Annotated in this window: 8 protein-coding genes; 1 reads left to right on the top strand and 7 read right to left on the bottom strand. The window is 64.9% G+C overall.

Features of this window, described 5'->3' with window-relative positions; all coding sequences use genetic code 11:
* Nucleotide 1 precedes the first annotated feature (1 nt).
* The 4 genes from HBO12_RS26610 to HBO12_RS26595 form a co-directional block, all read right to left on the bottom strand.
* Nucleotides 2-418 carry an SRPBCC family protein gene (locus HBO12_RS26610; RefSeq protein WP_169954737.1) on the bottom strand — a complete coding sequence of 139 codons (417 nt, stop codon included), beginning with the start codon at nucleotides 416-418 and terminating at the stop codon, nucleotides 2-4.
* Nucleotides 419-488: 70 nt separating this feature from the next.
* On the bottom strand, nucleotides 489-659 hold the full coding sequence (locus HBO12_RS26605) for a metallothionein (RefSeq protein ID WP_169954738.1): 171 nt from the start codon (nucleotides 657-659) through the stop codon (nucleotides 489-491).
* Between the two features lie 90 nt (nucleotides 660-749).
* Nucleotides 750-1,205 (bottom strand): DMT family transporter, encoded by a 456-nt coding sequence (locus HBO12_RS26600; RefSeq protein ID WP_169954739.1) that lies wholly within the window; start codon nucleotides 1,203-1,205, stop codon nucleotides 750-752.
* A gap of 4 nt (nucleotides 1,206-1,209) precedes the next feature.
* On the bottom strand, nucleotides 1,210-1,695 hold the full coding sequence (locus HBO12_RS26595) for a DMT family transporter (protein WP_169954740.1): 486 nt from the start codon (nucleotides 1,693-1,695) through the stop codon (nucleotides 1,210-1,212).
* Between the two features lie 115 nt (nucleotides 1,696-1,810).
* Between HBO12_RS26595 and HBO12_RS26590 the strand changes: the two genes are divergently transcribed.
* Nucleotides 1,811-2,743, top strand: coding sequence for a LysR family transcriptional regulator (locus HBO12_RS26590; protein ID WP_170043730.1), 933 nt, complete (start codon nucleotides 1,811-1,813; stop codon nucleotides 2,741-2,743).
* Between the two features lies 1 nt (nucleotide 2,744).
* On the opposite strand, the gene HBO12_RS26585 is transcribed toward HBO12_RS26590, so the two are convergent.
* The 3 genes from HBO12_RS26585 to HBO12_RS26575 form a co-directional block, all read right to left on the bottom strand.
* The gene (locus HBO12_RS26585; protein ID WP_170043729.1) at nucleotides 2,745-4,064 is read right to left on the bottom strand and encodes an Nramp family divalent metal transporter; all 1,320 of its coding nucleotides are present in this window, start codon (nucleotides 4,062-4,064) and stop codon (nucleotides 2,745-2,747) included.
* Nucleotides 4,065-4,102: 38 nt separating this feature from the next.
* Nucleotides 4,103-5,659 (bottom strand): DUF726 domain-containing protein, encoded by a 1,557-nt coding sequence (locus HBO12_RS26580; RefSeq protein WP_170043728.1) that lies wholly within the window; start codon nucleotides 5,657-5,659, stop codon nucleotides 4,103-4,105.
* 136 nt (nucleotides 5,660-5,795) lie between these two features.
* Nucleotides 5,796-16,688 carry an autotransporter-associated beta strand repeat-containing protein gene (locus tag HBO12_RS26575; RefSeq protein WP_346343198.1) on the bottom strand — a complete coding sequence of 3,631 codons (10,893 nt, stop codon included), beginning with the start codon at nucleotides 16,686-16,688 and terminating at the stop codon, nucleotides 5,796-5,798.
* Nucleotides 16,689-16,958 lie beyond the last annotated feature (270 nt).

Below are 16,958 nucleotides of genomic sequence, written 5' to 3'. Positions count from 1 at the left end.
ATCAGGCCGGGAAGTTCTTGCGCAGCGCCTCGACGCCGCCGGTGTAGACGCCGCTGAACAGCTCTTCAACCTCAGCATCCGTCACGCCCGCAACCGGAGTGAACACACCCGACCAGGTGACCTTGGCCGAGTGCTCACCCAGCGCTTCAACCTGCAATGTCGCCAGATAGGCACTGACCGGAAACGGCGATTCGCTGAGGGTGTAGCTGTAGGTGCGCGCAACGTTATCGAAGGTCTGCAAGTGCTCGACCACCACCGCGCCATCCACGGTTTGCAGGTGCCGCACGCGCCCGCCTTCGCCCGGTTCGCTCTTGGCAATCAGCGGCAGCCAATCGGGCAACGAGTTGAACCCACCGACCAGTTGCCAGACTTGATCGGCCGACACCGGGATTTCAATGACAGCAGCAGCTTTGGCCACGATATAACTCCACGACTGGAAAAAAGTCAGGCAGCTTACGCTGCCTGGCGGTGTTGGCGCTATTGGCCGCTCAGCCGTGTGCCGACTTGGCACACTCGCAGCCGGTGGCCGACTCGCACGGTTCACCATGGGCATGGTGATCGGCACAACCCTGGCAGCAATAGCCCTTGCCGTCTTTGGTCACAGCGTTCTGCCCCAGTACACATTTGCAATGCGGGCAGGCACAGGTTGGATCTGGCATGATCAGACTCCTTTTTTTTGGTCGTCCCGGTGCAGCGAATGCCGGCACCTTTAGCAGTGACTGCGGGCCGCTGCCCTTGGTTCAGCGCCGTTAATCAGCCTGGCGCGTGCTGCTGCGATACATGAACACCAGGGCCAGCACCAGGCACAGCATCGCCAGCACCCGGCTGCCGGACAGTTCGATGGCCGTGTTGCCCATCCAGCCGAAGTTGTCGATCAGCATGCCCATGGCCAATTGGCCGACGATCACCGCCACCGTCGCCACCGCCGTGCCCACGATCGGCACCGCGCCGACCATCACCATCATGTACACCACACCGAACAACGCCCCGGTCAGCTGCCACTTGGGCACCTCGAGCAGGCTGACGGCCTGGGCCGGCTCAAAAAACAGGATCAGCAGGCCGGTCACCAGCGTGCCCACCGAGAACGTCACCAGGCTGCTGCGCAGCACGCCGACGGTTTGCCCCAGGCGCCCATTGATCGCCGCCTGCACACTCAACACCGCGCCGGCGGCAACCACCAGCACCAACAATGCAATCAGATTCATCGCCTTAACCTCGCGCAATCAAAACAAGGGCTATCACAATCAACAGCAGGGCAACCCAGCGTTCGCCATTGACCCGCTTGCGGGCGGTGCCGAACCAACCGAAGTGGTCGATCAGCACGCTCTTGCCGACCTGGCCGCAGAGGATCGCGATCATGGTCATGGCAATGCCGATATGGGGCGTGGCCAGGGTCAGTACCACCACATACATCGGCCCCAGGAAGCCCCCGATCAACTGCCAGCGCGGCAGTTCATTGAGGGCCGGACCTTTTTGCGGGCCGCTGAACAGCAGGAGCAGCAGCAAGATTGCCGTGCCCACCGCGAAGATGCTCAAGGTCGCCCATAAGTGCCCCACCTGGGCGCCCAGCGGCCCCAACAGGCCCGCCTCCACCGACAGGCCCATGCCTGCCAGGATCACCAGCGGCAACAGCAGCAGCCCCAGGCGGTTTTTCGGCCGGGCCTGGGCCGCGGCCTCGAGAGAAGAAGTTTGCATACACCACCTACACGTCAGATTAAACAATGACGCGCATTATCCGCTGGCCCATCTGTGCGATAAATGGGAGCATGCAGACAACACCTTTGCGTAAATCGCACAGCACGGAGGGCCCATGCAGGGCTTCAATGAGTTGAGTTTCAAGGCGCTGCGCCTGTTCGTGGCGGTGCTGGACCACGGCAGTTTCTCCGAGGTCGCACGCCGCGAAGGCCTGGCGCCCTCTTCCATCTCCCGGCAGATCCAATTGATGGAACAGGCCCTGAGCCAGCAATTGCTCTATCGACACACCCGCGCCGTCAGCCCCACGGAAGCCGGGCGCCTGCTCGGGCATCATGCGCGCCTGATGCTGCAACAACTGGAAGAGGCCGGGCAGGCCCTGCAAGAACAGGAAAGCGAACCCAGCGGCCTGGTGCGCATCAATGCGCCCATGGTGTTCGGCCAACGGCACCTGTCGCCCTGGCTGGCGGAGTTGTGCCAGCGATATCCCAAGCTGCAACTGGACATCCAGCAGACCGACACCTACGTCGACCCCTTGCAGGAAGGCGCCGACCTGTTGTTCCGGATCGGTGTGCTCAACGATTCGGGAATGCAGGCGCGCATTTTCGCGCCCCAGCGCTACCGCATCGCCGCCAGCCCCGAGTACCTGGCGCGCTTTGGCACGCCGCGCCATCCCGATGAGCTGCGCAATCATCAGTGCCTGGCGTACAAGGGCGTGAACGGCCAGCAGCGTTGGTTCTTCCGCCGCGCCCAGGACGACTGGACGCCCTATACAGTCAAGGGCCCGATCACCGGCAACCACGCCGACACCCTGGCACGCGCCGCCGAACAAGGCCTGGGGTTCGTTGTGTTCCCCTCCTGGCTGATCGGCGACAGCCTGCGCGCCGGGCGCTTACAGGCGGTACTGAGCGATTACGAAGTGGCGACCACCCTGGAGCCGCAGCAGATTGCCGCGCTGTGGCCCGGCAGCCGGCGGTTGTCGGTGAAGGTGCGCACGGTCATCGACTTTTTTGTCGAGCGTTTTGGCAGCGTGCCCTACTGGGACCGCTGACTCAGAACAGCCACTGGCCGATCAGCCAGGCGTTGGCGCCGCTGATCACGGTGAACAGGCTCCAGGCCAGGATCCTGGTGGGCAGGCGATTGACGAATGGCCCCATCAATTGCCGGTCGCCGGTCATGCGGATCAGCGGGTACAGGGCAAACGGCAGCTGCAGGCTGAGCACCACCTGGCTGAGGATCAGCAACTTGCCAATGGCCTGGTCGCCCATCAACCACACCCCGAGAAACGCCGGGATCAGCGCCAGGCCACGGGTGATCAGGCGGCGTTGCCAGCAGGGAATACGCAGGTTGAGGTAACCCTCCATGATCACCTGGCCGGCGATGGTGCCGGTGAAGGTCGAGCTTTGCCCGGACGCCAGCAAGGCAATGCCGAACAGGATACTGGCGAAGGCACCGCCCACCAGCGGGTCCAGCAGGTGGTAGGCGTCCTGGATTTCCACGACCTCGGTATGACCGCTCTGGTGGAATGCCGCGGCGGCCAGCACCAGGATCGCGGCGTTGACCAGCAAGGCCAGGGCCAGGGAGCCGATGGTGTCGATACGCGCCAACTTGACCGCGTCCTGGCGGCTGGCCAGGTCCTTGCCGAACAAGCGGGTCTGCACGATGGACGTGTGCAGGTACAGGTTATGCGGCATCACGGTGGCCCCGAGGATGCCGATGGCCAGGTACAGCGGCGCGGCATCGCTGATCGCCGAGAGCGACGGCGTGAAACCGCGCAAGACGTCCGGCCAATACGGTTTGATCAACACCAGCTCGACAAAAAAACACACACCGATGGTCGCCACCAGCGCCAGCATGATCGCTTCCAGGCGCCGGAAGCCGCGGTTTTGCAGGGCCAGGATCAGCAGCGTGTCAAACGCGGTGATGACAATCCCGGTGGTCAGCGATACCCCCAGCAGCAGATGGAACGCCAGGGCGCAGCCGAGGACTTCGGCGAGGTCGGTGGCAATGATCGAGATTTCCGCCAGCACCCATTGCGTGCGCGCTGAACGCCGGCTGTAGCGTTCGCGGCACAACTGCGCCAGGTCCTTGCCAGTGGCGATGCCCAGCCGCGAACACAGGCACTGCACCGCCATCCCCGCCAGACTGGCGAGCAACACCACAAACAACAGGCTATAGCCATAGCGCGACCCGGCCTCGATGGCCGTGGCCCAGTTGCCGGGGTCCATGTAGCCGATGGAAATCAGCAGGCCGGGGCCGGCAAACTGCACGACCCGTTTGAAGAACGATGCGCGGGGATCGACGGGGATGGTGCCCGCCACTTCCGGTGGGCAGAACGGTGCGGTAGCAGTTTTCGGCAGGCTGAATTTCACGCGGGGTACCAGGCAGACACACAGGACAAGCCCGCAGCTTAGTAGTCAGGCGAGACCGTGCGCATCAGCGTTTCACGGGGCAGATCGAACGCCTCGACCACCTGCACCACCAGGTCCATTTCCTGATTCAGCGCCTCGCGTTCCATGCGCTGGCGAATCACCCCCAGCACCAGCACCGCCAGGGTCGTGATGGAATACGCCGGCCCGGAAAACGCGCGCACCCCGCTCAGCAGCAGCATCGCCGCCGCCAACGCCTGCCCCACCACCGGAATCGCCGTGGCCGCGCCGCGCCGCACGATAAACCCGGTCAACCCGGCCAGCGCTGTACCGCTCAAGGCGGTGGTGGCCGAACGGCCGACATCGAAACGGTGGAAAAACCCCTGCTCCTTTTGCGCCGCCGCCCGCAGTTCAGCCTCGAACACCTGGCGGTCGGCCAGGCTGAGTTTGTCCTTGTACTGCTCGATCAGGGTCTCGGCGACCCGTTCTTCCAGGCTCACCAGGGCCACGCTGTCGATGGGCTGGTCAAACTTGATGCCGACGCGCAAGGCCACGTCCTGGGCCAATTGGCGATAACTCACACCGTGCCCACGGGCCAGGTTCATGAAGCTGTCACCGCCCATGCGCTGCAACTCGATGGCCAACTGCAATGGGTCACGTACATCCGCAGCGATGGTCGCACTGCGCTTGGCGGCCATCAGCTCGGCGAGGAACTGCAACTCCGGCGCCCGTGCCTGGAGCAGCACCGGGAACAGGTCCACGTCCTCTTCGGCAAAGCGCACCTCGGCACTGCGCTGGTCCGCACGGATCATGCCCCGGCGCTCGTGCAGCAAGTCGGTGTACTGCACCACGGTCTGCAACTGCGGCCAGTAGGCGGCGTGGTCGAAGGTGACCAGATGCACGTTGGTCACCTTGCCCTTGAGCGATGGGGTCAGGGGAATGGCATAGCGGCCGATGCAGCGCTCGGTATCCGGCTTGAGCGCCAGGGCCCAGTCCTTGCTGGAATGGCAGTTGATCACCCGCCCCTTGAGCGGTGCCGACACCTGCTCCCAGGGGCTGGACGTGCAAATCGCGCCGCCCATCAACAACAGGTGATTGAGCGGCAGCTCCCGGGCCAGCTCCGGGCTGGCCAGCAGGCTCTTGACCAGCAGGCGAGCGCCCAGGGAATGGCCGATCAGGTTGATCTGGCGCACCTCGATCGACTCGGCATGCAGGTAGTTGGCCAGTTCCGCCAACAGCGTCCTGGCCACTTCGTCCACCCGCGCCTCGACACTTTTGTAGTGATCGAGAAAATAGCCCACCGCCTTGCCCAGGCCCACGGTCGCCGCGCCCAGGGTCCCGCCGCCGAGCATCGAGGCGAAGATGTCCTTGAAGGGGGCGAACAGGTTTTCCAGGAAGTGCCCAGCCGGCCAGAACAGCATCACGTTGGTCGAACCTTCGATCCCCGCCAGTTGCGCCTGGAAATTGGCCAGTTGTTGCGGGTTGAAAAACGCAGAATAACCATGGACATAGAGATTGAGCACCGGCCCCTGGGGCGCGCCGCACAGTACGAACGAAGGCTTGCGGGTACGGTGCATTTGGTCCCACTGGTGTTGCATGAGGCGCTGGCTCCTGGTGAAAACGCAGCGCGATAGTAGCAAGAATCGGCGCAGGGCCGCGGGGGTCATGGGCACACACCCAGCTTTAATGCAAAAAAAACCGCCCTCGCGGGCGGCTTGAAGAACCCGGCCTTGATCAGAAGCCGAGGGAGAAACTGATGGTCATCCCATGGTCCTTGTCGTTGCGTGACAACTGGCCCGAGTAGCCCAGTCCCAGTTTGCCGTTAGGGCTGATCTGGTAATCGACGCCCGCCTCCACCACCGCGCTGTCCTTGGCAATCGGCACGCCTTGAGTGCTGAAAGACGCGCCGCCATTGATAAAGCTCAGGTCGGCATCCGGCTGGGTGTCACCAAAGGCATGGCGCCAACCGATGCTGCCCCGTGGGGTGATGCTCGAACCGTTGCCCAGGGCGATGGTTTTACCCAGGCGCACGCCAAGGGTGGAGAACGTGATGTCCTGGTCGGCATCCCCTTTGAGGGCGGCCGAACCGCCTTTTTCCTTGAGGGTGTCGCTTGCGTAGTTGACGTAGGCCAGGCCCGCGAACGGTTCCACGGCCAGGCCGCCGGCCTCCACGGTGTACCCGACTTCACCGAACACTTGCGCACTGCGCGCCTTGTAGTCGGCTTTCAGGCGCTGGCCCTCGGTGCCCACGGCCACGTCACGTTTGCTTTCGATGTCGTGCCAGGTGTAGCCCACGCCCATGCGTGCGGCGAAGGCCTCCTGCTGATACGCGGTGTAGGCCATCAGGTGGTAGCTGTCGACGTCGGCACTGGCGTTGCGGCGCTTGGCGTCCAGGTCACTGCGGGTATAGCCAGCAGCGATACCCGCGCGCCAGGCGTCGTCCAGTTGCTTGTCGGTGCCCAGCAGGAAGCCGCTGAGGTTGCGATCCAGGCGCGCGGTGTTGCTGTCGCCGCCCAGGTGGCCCCAGGTGCCGAGGACGCGCATCCAGCCGACCATTTCGCCGTGGCACCCGGCGCTGCTCAGGCGGTTTTCGCTGGGTGCCAGGCTGTTGCGTGGATCGTCCTGGCGGTAGCAGCCCGGTTGGCGCATGCGCTCGTTGACCGCGTCACGCACGTAGCGCGAATCCTCGAGCAAGGCGCTGGCGGTACTGGCGTGGATTTCCCCCGACAGGCTGTCGAACGCTGCGCGGGCATTGGCTGCATCGCCGGTGAGCAAGGCGTTTTGTACGGCACTGCCGGCCACTGCCACGCCGCTGCCCAAGGCCGTGGCCACGGCCCGCTGGTTGCCGGTGGCCGCCACGCTGGCGAAGCTGGTGGTGTTGCGGCTCACGGCCAACGCTACCTGGTTCGGGCTGTAGTTGAGGGCCGTATCGAGGAACGCCAGGTTCTGCAGGTTGGTGTTGGTAAAGGTGCCGGTCACGCCACCGCCAGCCGTCAACAGGGTGTAGGTGGTGGGCCCGGTGTAAGGGACCAGGTTGAGCACATTCAGGCTGCCCGCCAGGTTCGCGCTGCCGCCGACCGCCAGGGAACTGGCCACCGATGGGGTGATCACCAGGTTGAGAGTGCCGTCGGCAGCGTTGGTGAAGTTCCCGGCGACGCTGAGTTTGCCGCTGTCGGGAGTGACCACGCCATGGTTGACCAGCGAGCCGACACTGCCGTTGCCACTCAGGCCCGCGCCATTGGCCACAGTCACCTGGCCGCCGAGCACAGTCCCCGGGTTGCTGGCATTGCCCACTTGCAGCAGGCCCTGGTTGACGGCCACTGCACCGCTCAACGGCTGGTTGCCGGTCAGCAACAGGCTGCCGTTGCCCTGTTTGACCACAGTGCCGGTACCGGTCAGCGTGCCGTTGAACTGGCCATTGCTGTCTTGCTGGAACAGCAGGTTGGCGTTGTTGGTGATTGCCCCTTGCAGGCTGCCGGTGTTCCCGGCCAGCGTCCCCCCGCTGACGGTGGTCCCGCCGCTGTAGGTGTTGGCGCCGGTCAGCAACAAGGTGCCCGCGTCGGTTTTGTTGATCCCACCGCTACCCACCAGGGGCGCCGAGACCTCGGCGGTCACGCCGGCATTGATACGCACCGTCGCCAGGCTGCCGTCTGCGGCATTGGTGGGGCTGAGGCTGCCGCCCGTGCCGGCGACCAGCGTGTAGCCACTGTCCAACACTTGCAGGCCGGTGAAACTCTGATTGCCCGCCACGGTGACGGTCCCGCCCTGCCCGCCGAACACGGCAAACTGGTTGTTCGAGGCCTGGCCTTGGGTGCCGGTCGGGTCGGTCCAGTTGGTGCCGGGGCCCCAGGTGCCGCTGCCGCCATGTACCGTGCCGTCAGGGCTGGTGGTGGTGCCGTTCCAGAACTGGATTTGCCCAGGCGCGGTTTGCACCAGCAGGTTGAGCTGGTTGGCCAGCGCCGTTTGCAGGCTCAGCGCGCCCGGCACAATCGCGCCTGGCAAGTTGCCCAGCAGCAGGCCGTTATCGGTCAGGCTGCCACCGTAGCGGAACAGTTGGTAGACGCCAACGCCGAACCCTCCTGCGTCGCTGATGTTAAGGGTGCCATCCAGGGTCAGGTTGCCGGCCACGTTGACCACCGTGGTCGATGCGCCCGGTGCGCCGAGGGCGAAGTCCAGGCTGGTCCCCGCTGACAAGGCCAGGGCACCCACGGACAGCGGCGTCGCAGTTCCGGCCGTGAGAGTCGAGCCGTCAGCCATGCTCACCGCCCCCGCCAATTGCCCGCTACCGCCCAGGGAGGCGCCGCTGGCGACCTGGACGGCGGCACTGTTCAAGGTGCCGTTGACCAGCAGGCCACCGGCCGTGACGTTGGTGCTACCGGTGAAGCTGTTGTTGCCGGTCAGCAGCAGATCACCGCTGCCGGTCTTGGTCAGCGAGCCGCTACCAGTGAGGTTGCCGGTGTAGGTGCCATCGGCATTTTGCTCGAAGGTCAGCGCCGCGTTATTGGCTATCGCCCCTTGCAGGCTGCTGGTGCTGCCGGTGGTGCTGCCGCCATTGAGAATTGTCCCGCCGCCATAGCTGTTGCTGCCGGTGAGCAACAGCGCACCGTTGCCGTTTTTCACCAGGCTGGCGGTGCCGCTGAGCGCGCCACTCAAGGTCAGGTCATGGCTGCCCAACAGCGTCAACTGACCACCCAGGGCAATGGCATTGGCCAGTTGCAGGGCGCTGCTGCCATCCAACTGCGCCGCGCCGCCCACGCTCAGGGCGCCACTGCCCAGTGCCGCATTGTTGCCCAGCGTCAGTTGCCCGGCATTGAGGCTGGTGCCGCCGCTGTAGGTGTTGACGCCATTGAGGGTCAGGCTGGATGCGCCGGTTTTCACCAGGCTGCCATTGCCGCTGACCACGCCATCCAGGGTCAAGGCACTGGCCCCACCCACGGTCATCGCACCGTTGAGCAGCGCGTTATTGCCCAGGGTCACAGCACTGTTGCTGGCCAGGGTGGTGCCGTTGGCGGCGGTCAATACGCCGCTGCCCAGGGCATTGTTGTTGCCCACCACCAGGGTGCCGCCGTTCAGAGCGGTACCCCCGGTGTAGCCATTGGCGGCGTTGAGCACCAGGGTGCCGCTGTCCAGTTTGGCCAGGGTGCCACTGCCATTGAGGCTTACACCGAGGGTGGCAGTGACGTTGGGGTCGACCCGCACGGCGGTGTTGCCAGTGCCGCCGTTCACCAGGTTCAACTGGCCAGAGGTACCGGCCACCAGGTTGTAACCGTCGCTGACGAACTGCATGCCCGTCAGGCTTTGGCTGCCGTCCACCGTGACCGTGCCAGCCGCGCCCTGGAACACCGCAAACTTGTCGTTCCAGCTCTGGTTGAGGCTGCCGTCGACATTCGCCCAATTGGTGCCGTTGCCCCAGGTGCCGTTGCCGCCGTCGATGGCGCCGTTGCCAATCAATTGGCCGCCGTCCCAGAACTGCACGGTGGTGTTGGGCGCGATGACCACCAGGTTGACCTTGTTGCTGATCGCGGTTTGCAGTTGCAGGTCATCGGCAGTCACGCTTGAGGGCAGAGTCCCGAGGGTCAGGCCGTTATTGGTCAGGGCCCCGGCGTAGTTGATGAGGTTGTAGACCCCAGTGCCGAAACCGCCGAGATCACTGACATTGAGGTTGCCATCCAGGACCAGGTCACCGCCGACATTCAGCAGCCCGCTGCCGCCACCGACTACCGGTACGCCAAGGCCGACGTCCAGGTTGGCATTGCCCCCCAGCACCAGCGAACCCACGGTCAGCGCACTGGCGCTGCTCAGGCCCAGGTGGCCGCCATCGGCCACCGTCACCGCACCGGCCAAGCTGCCGCCGCCGCTCAAGGTCGCGCCGTTGTTGACCGTCACGCTGCTGCTGGCCAGGCTGCCCGCCACGTTGAGCGTGCCGCCCGTGACGCTGGTAGCGCCGGTCAGGCCGCTGTTGCCGGTGAGGTTGAGGGTGCCGGTGCCGACTTTATCCAGGGCACCGCTGCCGCCCAGGCTACCGCCGAAGGTGTTAGTGCCGCCGACGGTCAGCGTATTGCCCGCCGCCACTTGCAGTGCACCGTTGCCGGCCAGGGTGTTGAGTGTGGCGCTGCTGCCCAGGTTGAGGGTGGCGCCGCTGCCCACGGTGACCCCGGAGGTGTTGCCCAAGGCGCCGGAGCCGACGGTGGTCAGGCTGCCCCCCAGCACCGCCAACGGGCCGCTCAGCAGGTTATTGCCGCTGAGGGTCAGGCCCGCCGTGCCGTTTTTGATCAGTGCGCCATTGCCGGCCACTACGCCGGCCAGGTTCAGGTCGTGGCTACCGGCGACGGTGAGGTCGGCATTGAGGTCAATGGCATTGGCCAGCACCAGCGGTGCGCTGTTATCCAGGGTGGCCGCACCGCCCACGCTCAGGGTACCGCTGCCCAGCGCAGTGTTGCTGCCGAGGGTGAGCGTACCGGCGTTGAGCATCGTACCGCCGCCGTAGCTGTTGGCCCCATTGAGGCTGAGGTTGGCCCCGCCGTTCTTGATCAACTGCGCGGCGCCGTCGACGATCCCGCCGAGGGTCAGGCCGTTGCTGCCGGCCACTGTCAGCGTACCATTGAGGGTCAGCGCATTGCCCAGGGTCACATTCGCGCTGCTGTCCAGGGTCGCCGGGCCGTTGACCAGCAAGGCGCCTGCGCCCAGGGCGCTGCCCGTACCGACGGTCAGGCTGCCGGCGTTGAGTTGGGTACCGCCGACATAGCCGTTGCCGCCGGCGAGGGTCAGGTTGCCGCTACCGCTTTTGATCAGCCCGCCGGCACCGTTGACCGGGCCATTGAGGGTCAGGTCCGACGTGCCGAGGATACCCAGGTTGCCGCTCAGGTTCAGAGCATTGGCGAGGGTCACTGCAGCGGTGGTGTCGAGGGTGGTCCCGGCGCTGCTGTTCAACGCGCCTGCGCCCAGGGCGCTGCTGGAGGCCAGGATCAAACCGCCGGCATTCAGGGTGGTAGGCCCCTGGTAGGTATTACTGCCACTCAAGGTCAGGCTGGCGATGCCGTTTTTGATCAGGCTGCCGGCGCCGCTGACAGTGCCCGCCAGGGTCAGGGCATTGCTGCCGCCAATGGCCAGGCTGCCATTGAGAACCACGTCATTGGTCAGCGCGAGCGCTGTGTTGCTGTCCAGGGTGGTGCCGGTGGCGGCGGTCAGCAGGCCCGTGCCCAGGGCACTGTTATTGCCGACGATCAGGCTGCCGCCGTTCAGCGCCGTGCCGCCGGTGAAGGTGTTGCTGCCATTGAGCACCAGGGTGCCGCTGTCCAGCTTGGCCAGGGTGCCGCCGCCGCTGAGGTTCACATCCAGGGTTGCGGTGACAGTGGGGTCGACCCGCACTGCGGTGTTGCCGCCGGCCCCATTGAACAGGGTCAGGCCGCCTGCCGTACCGCCCACCAGGTTGTAGCCATCGGTGACAAATTGCAGGCCCGTGACCGCCTGCGCGCCGTCCACGGTGACGGTGCCCGCCGTGCCCTGGAACACCGCCAGGCTGTTGGGTGCCCAGCCCAGGTTGAAGCTACCGTTGAGCTCGGTCCAATTGCTCGACGCCGCGTTCCAGGTGCCGTTGCCGCCTTCGATGGTGCCGTTGCCCACCAGTTGGCTGCCATCCCAGAACTGCACGTTGGTGTTGCCATTGACCAGCAGGTTGATCTGGTTGCCAATCGCCGTTTGCAGGTCGAGGCTGCCAGGCAGGACGCCACCGGGCAGGCTGCCCAGGAGCAGGCCATTGTTGGTCAACACGCCGGTGTAGTTGATCAGGCGATAGATCCCGGCGCCAAAGCCACCGGTATCACTGATGTTGAGGGTGCCATCCAGGGTCAGGTTGCCCAACACCCGCAGCAGCTCGGTGCCGCCCGTGGACGGCGCGCCGAGGCCGGCATCCAGGTTGGCGTTGGCCCCCAGCACCAGGGCGCCGGTGGTCAGTACGCTGCCGGACTTCACGGCCAGGTGGCCGCCATCGGCAACATTCACCGTGCCCAGCAAGGTCCCGCTGCCGCCGAGGGTCGCGCCGCTGTTCACATTGACCCCGGCGCTGGCCAGTTGGCCGTTGACGTTCAAGGTGCCCGCGCTGACCTGGGTATTGCCTGCCAGCGTACTGACCCCGGCCAGGGTGAGCGTGCCGTTGCCAAGTTTGTCGATGTTGCCCAGGCCGGCAAGAACCCCACCAAAAGTGCCGTTCCCATTGTTGGCGCCCAGGCTCAAGGTATTGCCGAGGCCGACCAGCGCAGTACCGGCGCCGGTGAGGTTGCCCAGGCTGGCGGAACTGCCCAGGTTCAAGGCAGTGCCGGTCGCCAGGTTGATCGCGCTGTTGGTACCCAGCGCACCGTTGCCGACGGTGGTGAGGCTGCCCGCCTGGATATCCAGCAGGCCGCTGAAGGTGTTGTTGCCCGCCAGCGTCAGGTCTGAAGTACCGGTCTTGATCAGGCTGCCATTGCCCGCCAGCACACCGGCCAGCGTCAGGTTATTGCTGGCGCCCACGCTCAGGCCGGCGTTGACGGTCAAGTCGTTGGCCAAGACCAGTGGCGTGCTGCTGGCCAGGGTCGAATTGCCCGTCACGGTCAGCCCGCCCGTACCCAGTGCCGCCGCAGTGCCCAGGGTCAGGGTGCCCGCATTGAGGGTGAGGCCACCCTGGTAGTTGTTGAGGCCATTGAGGGTCAGGTTGGCCGCGCCCTCCTTGGTCAGGCTGCCGCTGCCACTGATCACCCCGCCCAGGGTCAAGTCGGCGCTACCGCCAATGCTCAGGTTGCCTCCCAGGTTAAGGGCATTGCCGACACTGACCGCGGTGCTGCTGTCCAGGGTCGTGCCGCCCGCCGCATTCAACGCACCATTGCCCAAGGCGCCACTGCTCGCCAGGATCAGGCCACCGGCGTTCAGCGCGGTGGGCCCGAGGTAGGTGTTCACACCGCCCAGCGTGAGCTGCGAGGTGCCGCTCTTGACCAGGCCGCCGGCGCCACTGATCACGCCATTCAAGGCCAGGGCATTGCTGCCAGTGACGTTGAGGTTGCCAGCCAGGGCCAGGTCATTGCCCAGGGCCACGGTTTTATTGCTGGAGAGTGTGGTGCCCGCGGCCGTGCTCAGCAGGCCGACGCCCAGCGCGGTGTTACTGCCCACCACCAGCGCCCCACGCTCAAGGGCAGTGCCGCCGGTGTAGCTGTTGTTGCCATTGAGCACCAGGGTGCCACTGTCGAGCTTGGCCAGTTTGCCGGCGCCGTCGATATTCACGCCCAGGGTCGCGGTGAGGGTTGGATCGACACGGATCGCTGTATTGCCGGCGCTGCCGTTGACCGCCGTCAGTTGCCCCGCAGCACCGCCCACGACGTTGTAGCCGTCGCTGGCAAATTGCAGGCCGGTGAACTGCTGCGTGCCGTCCACGCTGACCGTCCCCGCAGTCCCTGTGAACACTGCAAAGCCGCCGGCCCAGGCCGAGTTGGGCGTGCCGCCGATGGCGGTCCAGTTGCTGGCGCCAACGCTCCAGGTGCCATTGCCACCTTCGACCGTGCCGTTGCCGGTGGTCTGGCTGCCGTCCCAGAACAGCATGTTGGCTACCGACACCACCACGTTCACCTGGTTGGCCGTGGCGATATCTACCAGCACATCGCCCAGGTTGAAGCCCTGGGGCACGCCCGTCACTGTCAGGCCCTGCCCGGCCAGGCTGCCGGTGTAGTTGATCAAACGGTAGATACCGGCACCAAAGGCCCCGCCATTGCTGACATTCAGGTTGCCATCCAGGCTCACACTGCCATTGACGCTGAGCAGCGGCGTCGGGGACGGCGCACCAAGGCTGACGTCGAGGTTGGCGCCGCTGCCCACCACCAGCGAACCGGTAGACAGCGTATCCGCGCTGTTCAAGGCCAAGTGGCCGCCGCTGTTGATGTTCAGTGCTCCCAGCAGCGATCCGCCACCGGTCAGGGTGCCCCCGGCATTCACGTCGACAATGGCGCTGCCCAGGGTATTGCTCACCTTCAAGATGCCGGCGTTGACCTGGGTATTGCCGCTGAGGCTGTTGATGCCGGTCAGCTCAAGTTGGCCGCCGCCGACTTTGATCAAACTGCCGCTGCCTGTGAGGCTGCCGCCAAATGTGCTGCTGGTATTGGCACCGCCTACGGTGAGGCTGTTGTTCAAGCCCACGTCGATAACGCCAGCGCCGCTCAAGCCGCCGAGCACGCCATTGCCGGCCAGGTTGAGGCTGGCGCCGGCGCCGATGTTCAGCCCGCTGTTGCCACCGAGGGCCGCGGCGCTGCTGGCGAACACGCTACCGCCAAGGATGTTCAGTGCGCCGGTAAAGGTGTTGTTGCCGCTTAAGGTCAGGTCGGCCGTGCCATTTTTGGTCAGGCCACCGGCGCCACTGATCACCCCGCCCAGGGTCAGGTTATTGGTGCCGGCCAGGGCCAGGTCGGCATTGAGGGTGATGTTATTGCCCAAGGTAAACGCCGCGCTGTTGTCCAGGCTCGCCGCGCCACCCACGGTCAACGCACCGCCGCCCAGGGCTGCGGCATTCCCCAGGGTCAGGCGGCCGCCATTGAGCAGCGTGCCCGCCTGGAACGTGTTGATCCCATTGAGGGTCAGGTTGGCCGTGCCCGCTTTGGTCAGCGTGCCGGTGCCGCTGAGCGCACCGTCCAGGGTCAGGGCGTTGCTGCCCGCCACGGTCAAGCCGGCGTTGAGCACAATGTTATTGACCAGGGCCACCGCGGCACTGCTGTCCAGGCTCGAGGCGCCACTCACGGTCAAATTGCCCGACCCCAGCGCTGTATTGCTGCCCACTTTCAACGTACCAGCGTTGAGGTTCAGGCCACCGAGGAAAAGGTTATTGCCGGAGAGGTTCAGGGTGGCGCCGCCATTCTTGGTCAGGCTGCCGCCCCCGATAATCGGCCCGGTGAGCGTCAAGTCTGCGGTCCCGCCCACGGTCACCGCGCCGTTGAGACTGACCTGGTTGGTCAGGCTCGCCGTGGCATTGGCATCCAGAGTGGTGCCGGCGGCGGCGCTCAACGCTCCGGCGCCCAGTGCACCGTCGGCACCCACCACCAATTTGCCGAGGTTCAGCACCGTGTTGCCCTGATAGCTGTTGGTGCCGCTGATAATCAGGTCGCCGCTGCCTTCCTTGACCAGGCCGCCGCTGCCACCGATCACCCCGCCCAGGGTCAGCGCATTGCTGCCAATCACGGTCAGGTTGCCCAGCAGGTCGATGCCATTGGCCAGGGCAATCGCCGCGCCCAGCAGCGGGCCGGTGCTCAGGTTGGTCCCGGCGCTGGCGGTCAGGGTGCCCGAGCCCAGCGCGTCCGTGGCCCCAAGCACCAGAGTGCCGGCGTTCAACTGGGTGCCACCGCTGTAGGTATTGGTGGTGTTGAGGGTCAGGTCCGCCGTACCGTTTTTGCGCAAGGCCCCCGTGCCGCTAAGGTTGCCGCCAAAGGCAAAAGCGTTGGTGCCCTGCACCGTGAGCCCACCGGCACCGATCACCACGTTGTTGGCCACGTTCAGGTTACCGGTGCTGGCCGCCAGGGTCCCGCCATTGACGTTCAGCACGCCGCTGCCGAACGCGGCGCTATTGTCAAATTGCACAAGGGCGCTATTGAGTATCGTCGACCCGTTGACCAGCGCCCCTTGCAGGGTCCAGGTCCCGCCATTGATCAGCAGTTTGTTGAAGTTGATGTATTGACTGCTGGATGCGGTGCCGGTCTGGATAACAGCATTCACCCCGGCCAGTTGGTTATCCAGGACCAGGGTATTGTTGGTCCCCCCCACGCCGCCATCGACCTTGCCGGAGGGCGCGAACGACAGATTGACGTTGACCAGTCCACCCAGGCTGATCCCGGTACCGGCATTCACCACAGACCCGGTGACCGCGGTAAATGTATTGCCCCCACGCCCGGCGCCCAGGGACACCCCACCATTGAGCGTGCCTGCGTTGATAAACGAGTTGCCAACCCCGCCGGCGGCACCCGAGGCTTCAAAGCCTATCCGGCCGGTGACCGTGCCGCTGTTGGTCATATTGACCCGGGAGCCGCCCTGCACCACCACCACAGGGGCTTCGTCAGGTTGCAGCACCGATACGCCAATGCTCGAAGCGCCGATAGTGCCGCTGTTGTAGATGCTGGTGGTGAAGTTTGCGCCATTGGTGATATTGAGCGCCGCGCCGCCCAGCAGCGAGGCCACATCCAGCAATGGGATGGTGCCTCTGATCGTGCCGCTGTTGGTCACCGATACGTTGCCTGAGGTTGAAGCGTTGCCAATCACCACGCCACTGGTCAAGGCGCTGAGGGGCAACAGGAACGCCGGGTCAATCACCCCCAGGTTAGTCAGCGTTATACCGCTACCCGTCAAGCTCAATACCGTGCCCAGCACAGTGTTCATCCGCGCTGCGGCATCGACGGTGACCTGCAGGCCATTGGTCGAACTGGAAAAGTTGTTGACCGGCGTCAGGGGCAGGCTTGGCGCTCCGGTACAGGTAACCACCGCGTTTACGCCCGGGTTCGCCGGCGAGCACGCCGCCAACGCCTCGGGGCTCGCCAGGCCTGCCACCAGCCCGAGGACACCCAGACGAATCGCAAGAGAGAGAGGAGAAACATGGGTTTTGGCGCCAGCAACAATTCTTCTTTCCACGGGCAACAACTCCTTCGTGGTCCAAGCCTTTCGTCCGTGAATGCGTAGAAGCCCCATGCAACAGATCCAACACGCATCGAAAGCGAATTACCTGACCGTGATGACAACAATCCTGTTGTCAGAACCGTAGCTGACGCGCGTTAAAGTCATTGAAATAAATGGTATTAATACTTTCGTAAGTGCCTTGTAGGATTTGGACGACATCCAACAGGCGCCGGCGTACAGCGCCCTACCTCGGCAAAAATTCAGATTCAACCGCATAAAAGCGCG

The organism is Pseudomonas sp. WS 5059, assembly GCF_012985525.1.
Lineage (GTDB): Bacteria > Pseudomonadota > Gammaproteobacteria > Pseudomonadales > Pseudomonadaceae > Aquipseudomonas.
Note: the sequence above shows the minus strand (reverse complement) of the source record. Positions and strands in the feature narration are given on the sequence as shown.

What these genes read in the sequence shown, in the direction of transcription:
- HBO12_RS26605 (WP_169954738.1), bottom strand. Translation starts at nt 659, where the DNA reads ATGCCAGATCCAACCTGTGCCTGCCCGCATTGCAAATGTGTACTGGGG.
- HBO12_RS26600 (WP_169954739.1), bottom strand. Translation starts at nt 1,205, where the DNA reads ATGAATCTGATTGCATTGTTGGTGCTGGTGGTTGCCGCCGGCGCGGTG.
- HBO12_RS26595 (WP_169954740.1), bottom strand. Translation starts at nt 1,695, where the DNA reads ATGCAAACTTCTTCTCTCGAGGCCGCGGCCCAGGCCCGGCCGAAAAAC.
- HBO12_RS26590 (WP_170043730.1), top strand. Translation starts at nt 1,811, where the DNA reads ATGCAGGGCTTCAATGAGTTGAGTTTCAAGGCGCTGCGCCTGTTCGTG.
- HBO12_RS26580 (WP_170043728.1), bottom strand. Translation starts at nt 5,659, where the DNA reads ATGCAACACCAGTGGGACCAAATGCACCGTACCCGCAAGCCTTCGTTC.